The organism is Sulfurimonas sediminis, from assembly GCF_014905115.1.
Classification (GTDB): domain Bacteria; phylum Campylobacterota; class Campylobacteria; order Campylobacterales; family Sulfurimonadaceae; genus Sulfurimonas; species Sulfurimonas sediminis.
In genome coordinates, this window is the sequence record NZ_CP041235.1 from 1,747,260 (window position 1) to 1,760,665 (window position 13,406).

Annotated in this window: 14 protein-coding genes; 1 reads left to right on the forward strand and 13 read right to left on the reverse strand. The window is 38.5% G+C overall.

Annotated elements, in window-relative coordinates:
• The first annotated feature begins 9 nt into the window (after positions 1 to 9).
• Positions 10 to 732, forward strand: a complete 723-nt coding sequence (gene pgeF, locus FJR45_RS09405) for a peptidoglycan editing factor PgeF (protein ID WP_193150302.1) — start codon at positions 10 to 12, stop codon at positions 730 to 732.
• Here pgeF and FJR45_RS09410 read toward each other — a convergent pair.
• From FJR45_RS09410 to FJR45_RS09470, 13 genes are all read right to left on the reverse strand, one after another.
• Entirely contained in the window at positions 729 to 1,133 is a 405-nt protein-coding gene (locus tag FJR45_RS09410) for an RrF2 family transcriptional regulator (protein WP_193150303.1), read from the reverse strand. The two genes, pgeF and FJR45_RS09410, sit on opposite strands and share 4 nt — an antisense overlap.
• Positions 1,133 to 1,564 (reverse strand): DUF4395 domain-containing protein, encoded by a 432-nt coding sequence (locus FJR45_RS09415; RefSeq protein WP_193150304.1) that lies wholly within the window; start codon positions 1,562 to 1,564, stop codon positions 1,133 to 1,135. Before FJR45_RS09415 ends, FJR45_RS09410 begins: the two co-directional genes overlap by 1 nt.
• Positions 1,565 to 1,636: 72 nt before the next feature.
• Positions 1,637 to 3,460 carry a 1-deoxy-D-xylulose-5-phosphate synthase gene (gene dxs, locus FJR45_RS09420; RefSeq protein ID WP_193151938.1) on the reverse strand — a complete coding sequence of 608 codons (1,824 nt, stop codon included), beginning with the start codon at positions 3,458 to 3,460 and terminating at the stop codon, positions 1,637 to 1,639.
• A gap of 1 nt (position 3,461) precedes the next feature.
• Positions 3,462 to 4,241 (reverse strand): flagellar assembly protein FliH, encoded by a 780-nt coding sequence (fliH, locus tag FJR45_RS09425; protein ID WP_193150305.1) that lies wholly within the window; start codon positions 4,239 to 4,241, stop codon positions 3,462 to 3,464.
• Positions 4,242 to 4,244: 3 nt separating this feature from the next.
• Positions 4,245 to 5,273 carry a flagellar motor switch protein FliG gene (fliG, locus tag FJR45_RS09430; RefSeq protein ID WP_193150306.1) on the reverse strand — a complete coding sequence of 343 codons (1,029 nt, stop codon included), beginning with the start codon at positions 5,271 to 5,273 and terminating at the stop codon, positions 4,245 to 4,247.
• A 2-nt stretch (positions 5,274 to 5,275) separates the two neighbouring features.
• Positions 5,276 to 6,985 (reverse strand): flagellar basal-body MS-ring/collar protein FliF, encoded by a 1,710-nt coding sequence (fliF, locus tag FJR45_RS09435; protein WP_193150307.1) that lies wholly within the window; start codon positions 6,983 to 6,985, stop codon positions 5,276 to 5,278.
• Positions 6,986 to 7,004: 19 nt separating this feature from the next.
• Positions 7,005 to 8,099 (reverse strand): histidinol-phosphate transaminase, encoded by a 1,095-nt coding sequence (gene hisC / locus FJR45_RS09440; protein WP_193150308.1) that lies wholly within the window; start codon positions 8,097 to 8,099, stop codon positions 7,005 to 7,007.
• Positions 8,096 to 9,178 carry a prephenate dehydratase gene (pheA, locus tag FJR45_RS09445; RefSeq protein ID WP_193150309.1) on the reverse strand — a complete coding sequence of 361 codons (1,083 nt, stop codon included), beginning with the start codon at positions 9,176 to 9,178 and terminating at the stop codon, positions 8,096 to 8,098. Before pheA ends, hisC begins: the two co-directional genes overlap by 4 nt.
• Positions 9,178 to 9,966, reverse strand: coding sequence for an HAD-IIA family hydrolase (locus tag FJR45_RS09450; protein ID WP_193150310.1), 789 nt, complete (start codon positions 9,964 to 9,966; stop codon positions 9,178 to 9,180). Before FJR45_RS09450 ends, pheA begins: the two co-directional genes overlap by 1 nt.
• A 1-nt stretch (position 9,967) precedes the next feature.
• On the reverse strand, positions 9,968 to 11,179 hold the full coding sequence (gene lysA, locus FJR45_RS09455) for a diaminopimelate decarboxylase (RefSeq protein WP_193150311.1): 1,212 nt from the start codon (positions 11,177 to 11,179) through the stop codon (positions 9,968 to 9,970).
• A 53-nt stretch (positions 11,180 to 11,232) separates the two neighbouring features.
• Entirely contained in the window at positions 11,233 to 12,309 is a 1,077-nt protein-coding gene (locus tag FJR45_RS09460; protein ID WP_193150312.1) for an LptF/LptG family permease, read from the reverse strand.
• Entirely contained in the window at positions 12,303 to 12,857 is a 555-nt protein-coding gene (gene pth, locus FJR45_RS09465) for an aminoacyl-tRNA hydrolase (RefSeq protein ID WP_193150313.1), read from the reverse strand. Before pth ends, FJR45_RS09460 begins: the two co-directional genes overlap by 7 nt.
• Before the next feature lie 7 nt (positions 12,858 to 12,864).
• Entirely contained in the window at positions 12,865 to 13,401 is a 537-nt protein-coding gene (locus tag FJR45_RS09470) for a 50S ribosomal protein L25/general stress protein Ctc (RefSeq protein WP_151899794.1), read from the reverse strand.
• Between the last annotated feature and the right edge of the window lie 5 nt (positions 13,402 to 13,406).

Genomic DNA, 13,406 nt, shown 5'->3' on the forward strand with positions numbered 1-13,406 from the left:
AATCATTATATGAAATTTTATCAAAGTAAATTATTAAACAACTTTGCAAAACTCACACATCTCTTTACATGTAAGGAAAGCGGGAATTTAGCCTTTCATGTTCAGGATAATCCAAAAGATGTACTGAAAAACCATAAATCTTTGGCAAAAGAACTCCATTATGATTATAAAACACTTGTACATATGGAACAGTTTCACTCAAATATTGTCAAAAGAGTTGATGAAAACGACAACTTTTACAATCCTCCAGCCTGTGACGCAGTAATTACAAACAAAAAAAGCACACCTCTTCTGGTAATGGTAGCTGACTGTTCTCCTGTCCTTTTTTATGATCCCAGACAAAATGTCATTGCTGCAGCACATGCCGGCAGAGCAGGAGCCTTTGAAAATATTGTTCAAAATGTAATTAGGTGTTTTGTCAGTGATTTTTCATCTGATGTTAAGGATTTGCTTGTCACCGTCGGACCTGCAATATGTCAGAAGTGTTATGAAATAAATGAGCAAATTTACCAAGAGGCAAGAGAGAGAAAAGTCAGTTATGCGGTTGAGAAAAAAGGAAAGAAATTCTACCTGGATATCCGAGCAATACTCAAAGAACAGTTCCGTACAGCAGGTGTTTTAGCCAAGAATATTGAGATATCAGATATTTGCAACCGTTGTAACAATGATACTTTTTATTCCTACAGACATACCCGTAAAACAGGGCGCTATGGAGGCATTATCATGCTTTAGATCTCATAAAAATATGTTGCATAGGCCTTGTCAAGTTCAGAGAGCTTTACATGAAAAACAGCACGGACTTTCTCCTGAATATCTTTCCAAAAAGAGTCCAGCACAACACTTGCTCCAACATTTTGCCCTACTGCGAAAAGTTCTCCTTCCAAGGCTTCTATAATATCAAGAACGATAATATTAGAAGCATCTCTGGCCAGTTTATAACCACCGTTGGCACCTCTTATACTTACAACAAAGCCGTGCTTTTTCAAGTTTGAAAGAATTTGTTCAAGGTAACCGTGCGAAATTTGCGTCATAGCAGCTATCTCTTTTATCTGCATCAGCTTGTTTCTGGGAGAGTTGTACAACGCATGCATTGCTGCAACGCCATACAGGCTTTTTGTAGATACTCCTACCATTACACAAATCTTTTATATAAATAGTACATTTTGCATCCCAGACAGTAGTTAAAAGCAACTTCTAAAAACAAACATACAAGAAGAACACCACTCATAATATAAAACAGCACTTCTGCATGCAAGAGATCAAATAATAATATGAATACTAAAAATATCAACCCAAAATATGTAGCCAGCCTTTTAGCCGCAGCATCTTCAAATTTACTCTTTACATGTAACAGTTCTTTGGTTCTTGCAGACAGGAAATACAAAGGGCTGTAGTTTTTATTGAAAAAAAGCCGTATCATAAAATCGGCTATTAAAAAAAGCAAAATAAACTTATTGAATGTATTGAGATACAGACCAAAAAGTAAAAGAATATAAGATGCATTAATTCTGACAATATTAGCATCAACTTTGATAAATGATATAGGACAGGACTTTTGACTCATGCCGACTCCTTGTATTGATTGTTGGAATAATAATAAAGAAGTCGTTTAAAGTCAAGTAAACATAGTAGTTTGCTAGGGATTGTGATTTATGACTTTTTCTGCAAGTTGTTCAGGCAAGAGTTCTAAAGACTCTTCTACGACTCTGGTATTGCCGTGTGTGATAAATGCATCTTCGTATTCAAAGGAAACAACAGATATATTTAAAATATTTTCCTTCGCTAAAAACTCTAAAATTGCAGAACCTACACCGCCATGCTTAGCTGTATCTGAAAAAACAAACCATTTGTTGTACTTGTCTGACAAATCTCTAAGCATCTCTCCATCAAGCGGTTTTACAAAACGAAGATCGAGAATACTTACATCTTCTTTCATACATTTTGCTGTTTGATATGCCCGTCCGACACCATTTCCGTAGCCGATAAAAAGAATATTACTCTTTGCCGTTTGTAAAAGCTGAGATTTTCCAAGTTCAAATGGTGCAGATTCAGGCAAATCTGTTGTTATAAAAGAGCCCCTCGGATAACGCAAAGAACACGGATGCTCATATTTTGCGGCAAAACCCATTGCCTGATGAAAACTCTTCTCATCTCTAGGTGCAAACAGTGTCATATTTGGAATGGCCCGTAAATAACTGACATCAAATACACCCTGGTGGGTTTCTCCGTCTTCTCCGACAATTCCGGCACGGTCAAGCGCAAATACAACCGGCAGATCCATCAAACAGGTATCGTGAATTACCTGATCATAGGCACGCTGCAAAAATGTAGAATAAATACTGCAAAAAGGCTTAAATCCCTCTTTTGCCATTGCTGCCATAGAGGTCACGGCATGCTGTTCTGCAATAGCCACATCCCAAAAACGTGTCGGATACTTTTCTATCAAAGTGCTTAAACCTGTGCCACTGGGCATTGCTGCTGTAACACCGACAATCTTTTCATTTTTTTCACATAAAGAAAGAAGAGACTCGGTATATATCTGTGTAGCGCTTTTTGTTGCGGTTTTTTTGGCGGAACTTCCACTTGAAAGGTCAAACGGACCGACACCATGCCATTTTTCCTCTTTGCCTTCTGCGATTTCATACCCTTTTCCTTTAAGAGTCTGTGCATGAATTATAACCGGTTCATTGAGTTTTCTGGCTGTTTTCATAATATCTACAAGTTGTGCGATATTATGCCCGTCTACAGGACCGATGTAATTAATTCCCATCTCTTCAAAAAGTATACCCGGGGTAATAAGCTTCAAAGATTCTTCCATGCGCTTTGCGATATATCTGGCACCGTCACCAAAGTTATCTACAAAACTCTCCGTATTTTTTTTAAATCTTTGATAAAAAGGAGAGGCCATGGCAGAGCTGAGCATTCTGCTGATTGCACCAATAGGTTTTGCTATGCTCATCTCATTATCATTTAAAATAATAATCATCGGGTACTTTCTCTCGCCCAACTCATTTAATGCCTCATACACCATGCCTGCCGTCATAGAACCGTCACCGATAAGCACCACGGGAATGCGTTCATTTTGCTCACCCTTGAGTGCTATGGCTTTTGCAGCCCCTACACCTAAAGATATTGAAGTGGAGCTGTGTCCTGCCACAAAATAATCATCGCTGCTTTCGCTTGGTTTTGTATAACCGCATATTCCGTTAAACTGTCTGAGTGTGTCAAACTCTTCCCATCTTCCTGTAAGCAGCTTGTGGGCATACGCCTGGTGTGATACATCAAAAATAAAAGGGTCTTTTTGAGAATCAAATACTTTATGCATAGCCACAATTATCTCTGTAGCACCGAGAGTGGAACTTAAATGTCCGCCGTTTTTACTGACAACCTCTAAAATTCTTTTTCTGATATCTTCACTGAGAGCCTCAAGCTCTTTAACATTTTTCTCTTTTATATTCATTCTACTCACTTAAAGCTGCCTTTTTTACTCTCTCAAATCTTTTTGATATTTGTGCATCAATATTGCCTGCATCACTCAAAACTATAACACCGCCTTCACTTACTGCACTTTCAGGTACAACTTTTACATGCTCAAGTTTGCTAAAATGTTCTGCGATAGCGCTGTAATCTTTTGGATTGACCTTCAGTGTTATTTTAGAAGCACTTTGTAGTTCCTCTATTAATTCATCACTGAGTTTTTGAGCAATCTGTGAGGAATTTTCACTTACTTCAATCTGTACAACCTCTTTTGCAATGTCTATGGCCGCATGCAGCAGTTCGTTTTTTATACCTTCTAAAGCTTTTTCAAATTCACTCGCACTCTCTTCAAGTTTTTGTATGGAGTTTGTCAAAAGCTCGAGTTTGCTGCGCAGTGTTTTGTCAATCTCTTCTCTTGCTTTTGCCTCTCCGGCCTTCAAGCCTTCGGCAAAAGCCTCTTCCTTGGCTTTTTTCAGTTCTTCTTGAAACTCTTCTTCTTTGGCTTCGAGTCTCATTTGCAGTTTTATAAAGTTTGATGACATTTCATCTGTTTTTTTCATTAAAGACTCTATAAGTGAATCTTTTGAACTCGTACTCAGAGCACTCGAATCAACATCCGAAGCTCTCGCTTTTGGATTGTCTTCCTGTGTAAATACCTTATTTTCTTTTTTTTGCTCTTCTTTTGAGCCCATTGCGATAACTTTAAAACTGTATTTTTGCACATTATGCTCATTAATTTCATTTTCAGATATTATACTTGCCATTTTTTACTCTATCATCTCTTCGCTCGATCCCATTTGGATAGTTCCCGCTTCAGCCAACTGATTGACCACTTCAACAATTTTTCTCTGAGCCGCCTCAACATCTTTCATTTTAACAGCTCCCAGGAACTGCATCTCTTCTTCAAAGGCTTCACGGGCCCGTTCACTCATTGCAGAGAAAAACTTCTCTTTTAACTCTTCGGGAGCAGATTTGAGTGCCAGCATCAGTTCTGCTTTGTCTACAGCCTTTAAAACCTCTGCAATAGAATTCTTGTCCAAAGTCACAATATCTTCAAAAGTAAACATCATCTCTTTAATCTGTGTTGCCAACTCTTCATCGACCTGCTCAATATTTGCCAAAGTTGCTTTAGAGCTTTTTGCACCAAGGCGGTTAAAGATATCTGCAACCGCACGCGTTCCGCCAACTTCTACTTTGTAAGAAGCAAGAGATTCAAGTTTTGATTCAAGAACAGCAGAAACCCGTTTAATCACAGAAGGAGAGATATCTCCGAGTTTTGCCATACGCATCGCAACTTCACTTCGCAAATCATCCGGAAAATACTGCAATGTGTCAGCAGCCTCTGTAGGGTCCATGTGTGCCAAAATCAAAGCAATGGTCTGTGGATGTTCATTGATAATAAAATCGGAAAGCTGTTGCGGCTTGATTTTTGACAGGTAGGCAAAATTTTGTGTGTTTTGCATGCTTTTTGAGAGTTTGTCCAGAATCTTTTTTGCCTCTTCCGGACCGAGTGTTCTATACAGTAACTCTCTTGCATACTCCATACCGCCTGAAGTCATATACTGACCTGACTGAAATATTGCATGAAACTCTTCTAAAACAGCAGTTGCTATTGCCTTGTCAATGGTTTTGTTTGCTGCAATATATTTTGATATTTCAGTAATAGCCTCAACACCCATATTTGAAAATATTGCCGCCGTTGCGTCTTCGCCCAACTGCAGCAGAAGTATGGCAATTTTTTCTGCCATACTCATTTCATCAAGTGCGGCCTGTTGCTGCTGTGTTAAAGTAGACATACTTACTTCCTCTCTTTTGCGGGGACTTCAGACTCTTCACTCAAAAGAGCCTCCAGCAAAGAAGCCACCTCTTCGGGTGTATCTTCCGCCATAGTTTTTACTTTTTCCAAGATAACCTCATGTTTGAGGTCATCTTCATTAAAATTACTTCCCATACCAAGTTGCTCTTCAACTTTTTTACGCATTTTTTGTACTTTTTCTACCAAATCATCGCCCTCTTCTTCATCCAGCTCCAGTGAAGGGGCAACAAGCTCTTCTTCTTCTTTTGACACTTCGAGCATCTTGTCCGCAAAGGGAGCAATGACTTTTTTGTACAAAACAAACAACAGAATAAACACAAACAGATATTTCAGCAAACCGGAAAATGGCGCCAGATATGTTTCACTGAATGCGATGGCTTTATTGACGCCCTGAGCACCTCTGCTTGCAGACGCTCTTTCAAACTGCAAATTTTGTACACTGATTTGATCGCCTCTGTTTTGATCAATACCGATAGAACGGCTGGCAAGAGAGGTTAAGGCATTTATGTCCGCAGCATCCAAAGGCACATACTCCATCTCATCAGTCGGATTCCCCTCTTTGTCCAGTTTTGGTTTGTATTTTCCGTCAACGACAACTGCAGCCGTTATCCTTTTGATTCTTGCAAACTGGCTCTTTGTGGTGCTGACGGTTTTTCCGACTTCATAATTCGTTGTACCGGAGTTTTTTGAATATTTCTCTACCATTTTATTTGAGGCAAGCCCCTGTACCGGGCCGATGTTACTCACAGTTCCCGGAACTCCTCCGACTTCTTTTGGTGCGCTTCCTTCCCTTTTTTCTTCATTAACCTGTTCGCTTCGTACAACATTTTCAGGATCATATTTTTCGGAAGTAGAGTTTTTTTGCGAAAAATCAAATTCTATGGTTACCTGTGCCACAACCTTGTCACTGCCGCCTACAAAAGGTGCAATAACATCAATGATTTTTTCCTGCTTTTTTTTCTCTTCTTTTATTTTATATTTTTGCTGGGCAATGGAGAGTTCACTCATCTGTGCCATTTCATCATCATCACCAAGTGTTACGCCGTCACTGTCAATCAGCATTACATTAGAAGGTTTTAATTTTGGCACAGCTGCTGCGACAAGATTTTTAATTCCCCTTATTTGCTTGGAAGTAAGCATCCTTCCCTCAACCAACTGCACCATTACAGAGGCTGTCGGATCAACCTGTTTGGATACAAAGAGCGTCTCTTTCGGCAAAGCAAGACTCACTGTTGCTTTTTCTACAGGGGAAAGTGCACTGATAGTACGGGAAAGTTCGCCTTCCAATGCACGCAGATGCTTGATTTTTTGATCAAAGCTTGTAGCACCGAATTCCTGTTTGTCAAAAAGTTCAAATCCTACACCTCTGTTTTTTGGAATACCCAAAGAGGCAATGGAAATCCTCTCTTTATACACAATGTCACGAGGCACTTTGATAACATTGTTTGCTTCGATCTTATAAGGAATATTGTCTTTTTCAAGCTGTTCTACAACTTTTGCAGCTTCTGAGGGTGTCAAAGAATCAAAAAGTACTTCATATCTGTCAAGTGAAGTTTTTTTGGCAGTAAAAACAACTAAAAAAATCAAAAAAGCAACAATACCTATTACAGCAGCTGCTATAATCATTTTTTGCTGTTTTGTAAGTTTTGCATACAAAACTGATAATTGCGAAAAAAGTACTTTAAAATCCATCAACTTCCCATCTTAAATTTTATAATAACAGTGATGCAAGTTCAAAAAAACGGCTGTTTTGCTCTTTTGTTCCGACAGTTACACGAATTGCATTCATTCCATAACCACTTAAATCCCGTACTATCATTCCTTTACGCAATAAAGCATTAGAAATTTCTGTCGAATTTTGTGTGTTATTCAGACATAAAGTAACAAAGTTTGTATAACTCTCTATTATATCTATTTTTTGCTCATTTGCAAACTCTTCATAGCGTTTCATCTCCTGGAAATTTAAAGCGATACAATTATTTACAAATTCCTCATCTTCAAGTGCAACACTCGCAGCTTCAAGTGACAATGTCGTTATGTTAAAAGGCGGTCTCAGTTTATAAAGTTCTTTTATAATATTTTCTGACGAAATACCATACCCGACACGCATGCCTCCAAGTCCGTAGGCTTTTGAAAAAGTACCCAGATAAATGACATTTTCAAATTTTTCAACCAACTCTTGAGGCATGATTTTTTTACTTTCATCTTTATATGCGGCATATTCCATATAGGCACCGTCTACAACAACCAACGTGTCATTGTCGATCTTTTCTATAAACTCCATCAATTTGTCTGTATCTATCGCATCCCCTGTCGGGTTATTCGGTGTACACAAAAAAATTATCGCAGGATTTGTCGCTTTATAAAGCCCGTAAAACTCATCCAAATCATGCTCCTGTGATGCAGTTCTCACAATCTCTGCCCCGACATGTTTTGCATAAATCTCATACATTGCGAAGGTCACACTGTTCATCAGTATTTTGGAATTTTCATCAGCTTTTGCATGCATAATAAATTCTATAACCTGATCACTGCCACTGCCGATAATAAGATTTTTGTGTTCCAGTGCATATTTTTTTGTTAATGCATTTTTAAGTTTAAGCATACTGTCATCAGGATAAAGTGCCATATTCGGTATAATTTTTGCCACGGCGCTTTGCACTTTGGGGGAGCATCCGTACGGATTTTCATTTGAAGCAAGTTTTACAATATCTTTTGGTTCTATGCCGAATTCACGTACGACAAGTTCTATAGGCTTGCCCGCCTCATAAGTCTTGATATTTTGCAGTTTTTTATTAAATTTCACTCTTCACCCTTTACGTAACTTCCAAGCCAAGTGACTTCGTCTTTATGTTTTTGTATAACTTTTTGAATCTTTTCCTCATCTATGTGACCATAAAAGTCTATATAAAACCAGTAGCCAAAACCACCTTTGTCTCTTGAGGGACGAGACTCAATTTTTGAAAGATTTATCTTCTCTTCTTCAAAATCCTGTAAAAAACGCACCAGAGAACCAGCTTCAACAGCGTCTTTTAATCGTACCAGTATCGAAGTTTTATCATTTTCACTGACAGCATTTTTAAAATCACTTAAAATGACGAAACGCGTTGTATTGTCTATGGCATCTTCAATGTTTTCAAACAGAGTAGGCAGTCCATACAGTTTTGCTGCAATATGAGAGCATATTGCAGCTGAATTTGGCTCACGTGCCGCCAAAATGGCTGCTTTTGCCGTCGATTCTACCGGAATCAGTTCAACATTGATCAAACCGTGTTCATTTAAAAATTCCCGACACTGTCCAAACCCTTTGTCTTTTGAGTAGATTTTTGTAATATCCTCAAGTTTTTCTGCCTTTGTTGCAAAAGACATATGAATCGGCATATAAAGTTCTGCAACAATTTTCATAGAACTTTTTGCCAGCAGATCAAGTGTCTCTCCGACAATTCCGTCACGGGAATTTTCAATAGGCACAACGGCAAACTTGGCACGGCCAGATTCAAGTGTTTTAAATACAGAAGCGATAGAGTTTAAAGAAAGATAGTCACTCATAGCCCCAAAACGGCTCTCAGCCGCCTGATGCGTAAAACTCCCTTCAGGCCCCAAATAGGCTATACGTTCCGGCAGTTCCAAGTTTCTTGCCACAGCAAAAATTTCTAGAAATATCGCTTCTATCGCTTTGTAATTTAACAGTCCGCCCTCTTTTTCATTCAAAGAAACCAGTCTGTCAATAATTGCTTTTTCACGTTCGGGTCTATAGATTGCGCCACCGGTCTCTTTTTTAATTTCTCCGACTCTCTGGACAACTTTCATACGCTTATTCAGCAGTGTAAGCATCTCATTGTCTATTTCATCTATCGCTTCTCTACAGTCATCTAAAGTTTTCATTATTGCTCCATCTTGTGGCGGATTAAAATATCCTGCATATTTTTATATATAAAATCGGGGATGTTTGCTTCTTTTAAAAAAGGGACAATTTCCTCGGCACTTTTATATTTTCCGCTTGTTACAAAGAGTGTTTTCATACCAAGCTCTTTTGCTCCGCCCAGGTCACCTTTGACATCATCACTGATGATAGTTATGTTTTGAAAATCTGCGGCAGGATTTTGTCTTTTAATTCTTTTGAGGGCTTCATTGTAAAATGCCTGACTCGGTTTGCCTACAACATCATAAGAACAGCTTGTCGCAAATTCAAGCATCTTCAAAATAGCACCTACTCCAGGGTAGCGCCTGTTGTTTTTTGCATAAATAGATGTCTCATGCATACCGACAAGTTTCGCACCATCAAGTAAAAAATCTATCATTTGCGCATATTCATCCGCAGAAAAATTCTCTTTTATGGCAATCAGTACTGTTTTGGGATTTGTGTAGTCAAGTTTGTATCCCATACTTTGCAGTGTCTGCAAAAACTCTTGTGCCCCATATGCGGCTACAGCCTCTTTTTCTACACGGGATTCCAGAAGCATTAAAGGGTCAAGGTACTTTGTCGCGTCAAACTCAAAACCCAGTCTGTTCAGATATGCCAAAAAATCCTGTGATGCTTTTTTTGTATTATTCGTTATAATCATATAAGGGATATGCTCACGGTTGAGCATTTGTATAAACTCCCTGCTTCCGTCTATTGGAGATTTGTCTTCATCACTGATAAGCGTTCCCTGCACATCTATAAAATACATTTTAATCTACTAAAAATTCTTGTTCTAGACAGATAAGATCTTCAAAGCACTCTCTTTTTCTGATAAGTCTTGCTTTGGAGTTTTCAACAGCGACTTCCGCACTTCGTCCACGTGTATTGTAATTGCTTCCCATGCCAAAGCCATAGGCACCTGCACTGTGAATCACAAGCAGATCATTTCTCTTTAGCTCCGGCAGAGGATAGTTTTTCGCAAAAAAGTCACCGCTTTCACACACCGGACCGACTATGTCTACTTCTCTCACCGGATCTTTGTTCTCTGTAATCGCTTCTATCTTATGATATGCATTGTAGAGTGCTGGCCGAAGCAGATCATTCATCGCACCGTCAACAACAACAAATTTTTTGTCACCGTTTTGTTTTTCATAAAGAACTCTCGTCACAAAGTACCCTGCATTTGCCGTCAAAAACCTGCCAGGTTCACAAAGAATCGTCAAATCCAGTGCCGTAAGTGTTCCTAAAATTGCCTGTGCATAATCATATGGATTTATTGTCTCTTCATTGTCATATTTTATGCCAAGTCCCCCACCGATATCAAAAAACTTCAACTCTATATCAATAGCCTGCAGTGAACGTACCAAATCTGCAACTATTTCGGCAGCTTCTCTTATCGGCTGCAGCTGTGTCAGTTGTGAACCTATATGAAAATGAATACCGACAGGATCCAGATACTGGGAATTTTTAGCCTTGATATACATACGTTTGGCACTTGAGAGATCTACACCAAATTTATTGTCATGCAGTCCTGTAGAAATATAAGGATGTGTCTGCGGGTCAATATTGGGATTTACTCTGATACTTATGCGTGAAGGCTTGTCCAGTCTCTTTGCAATAGCCTCAACCCGCTCAAGTTCCGCTTCGCTTTCAACATTGATATATAAAATGTCTTTTTCTAGCGCTTCACGTATCTCTTCATCACTTTTGCCGACACCGGAAAATATAATTTTATAAGCGGGGATTCCTGCCAAAAGAGCACGACGCACTTCTCCGATAGAAACACAGTCAGCACCACTGCCCATTTTTGCAAAATGACGCACAACGCTTAAATTTGAATTTGCTTTTACTGCATAGGCAATAATAGACTTACGTCCTCTGAATGCCTCTTTTAACTCTGTATACTGTGCGGACATATAATCAAAATCATATACGTACAAGGGTGTTCCATACTCATCTGCCAATGCTTTAAAATCAATCATAAAAATTCCAAATATTTTTTAGATGATTTTATCTAAAATGTGCTTAGAAGTGCCTAAGACAGTAGTGCTCTGTGTCTATACCACTGAAAAAAGGCCAACAGAGCCAATATTGCAACAGGAAGGACTATCCCGATTTCACTCGGTATCACTTTATTATTTGCAAGCTTTATCAGAAAAAAGAGAATCCCCCAGGTGAGCAAAGTTGCCAGGATTGCACCAAATGTAAAAAGCGAAACATTCAAAAACCGTACACTCATTGGGACAAAGAAAAATATTATAACAATCAGACAGGGAACAAAAAAAGGATAGATAAATATTTTATAAAGTGCTGATTTGATATTATCCGTATTAATGTTTTGTTTATTGAGTAAAAGCATAGCATCAACGGCATCTATAATTGTAAAATTCACTTTTCCCTCATAAACCTGGTCAAGCATTTTAGGACGAAACCCTTCTAAAATTTTCAAATCTTTTGCTTTTGTGACTTGAATACCGGGTGAGGCAAGAGATAAATCATCAGGCTTTGTAATAATGTCAGCCTGTCTGATAAACCAGTAGTTGTCTGTGTATCTGGCTGACTTGGCAACAACGACCTCTTTTAAAGACTCATTGGTAACACTAAACACACGAATATTCTTCGCAGTTTCCTGCAGAGGAAGCAGTTTTGAAAAATATATGTACTTTCCCCTGTAGGCAAAAAAAAGATCGCGTGTGGGACTTAAATATTGTGAATTCTTTTTAATATTTCTGGAAAACTCTTCTGCTCTGGCAAAATTCGACCAGGCATGCAGCGCTATAAAAAGCACGATAACAGCGGTAGAAACAAGAACAAAGGGACGCAAAACATCTACTCTTGAATATCCCAAAGAAAAGAATGAAACAAGTGCATTGGAGCGGATAAGATATATTTTTGTAGATATCATCCCAAATACCAGTGCGATTGGCAGTAAAATATCTATGGCAGAAAATGATTTGTACACCAGATAAATCAAAATAAGATTTGCCGATGACTTGGATAAATCCTGGGCACTGCCCATATAGTCAAATCCGACAACAAACAGGACCAAAGCTGTCAGTATAATCAAAAAATATTTTATATAGTGCCATGAAATATATCTGAATGCTAACATTCCATTGCCTTTTGGGAGTATTTGCATCGTGTCTCTTCCAATGAATGTGTCAGTAAAAACTCCACTGCATCACAACATTTATCTATCCATTCCGGCAGACATTTTTGTTCTGTTGCACTAAAAGGACTCAATACATAAGAGGCGACTTCTCCCTTATTCGCTGGTTTTGCTATGCCCATTCTTACTCTGACATATTCACGGGATATTTTTGAATCTATTGATTTGAGACCGTTATGCCCGCCATGTCCTCCGCCTTTTTTAAAACGCAAGGCACCAAAGGGAAGATCCAAATCATCATGTATCACAACAACATCTTCAATTTTGTAAAACTGCTTTACTTTTACAACAGATTCTCCGGAAAGATTCATATATGTCAACGGTTTTAATAAAAAATGATTTTGAAATTTATAGAGTTCACCTTGAAATGATGAGGAGGAGATTTTGCTGGCATTATGACGACGAATCAGTTCATCTATAACCATAAAGCCGATATTATGGCGTGTAGCTTTATAGTCGGATCCAGGGTTTCCCAGCCCAACTATAAGCATATTGCTACTACTTAGCTTTGATAATACTTAGTACGGCAACACGGTCAGCATCTGTAAATTGTACATTTTCAGTTACTTCGATGTCACGAATAAGCTTAGCGTCACCAATATCCATATCTGTTACATCAATTGTAATTGCTTTTGGTAAATCTTCAATCTTGGCTTTGACTCTTAAACGTCTTTTTGAAATATTTACAAGTCCTTTGTTTTTCACACCGATTGAATCACCGACCGCTTCAACAGGAACCATATAATGTGTTACAACACCTGGCTGTGCCACCATTAAATCTACATGTAAAAGTTTTCCTGTTACCGGATGAGACTCATATGCCTGAACAACAACCTGCATCTCTTTTCCATCAATTGAAACCGGAAATGCCAATGTGTTTTTATTACGAACAGTACGGATATACTCATTTTCTTTAAATGCGGCATTGATATTTTCAAGCCCTTTTCCGTAAATATTCGCAATTAGATAACCATCACGGCGAAGCGCTTTTGTGCCCTTTTTGCCAATACTCTCTCTAACTATACCTTCTAACATATGAA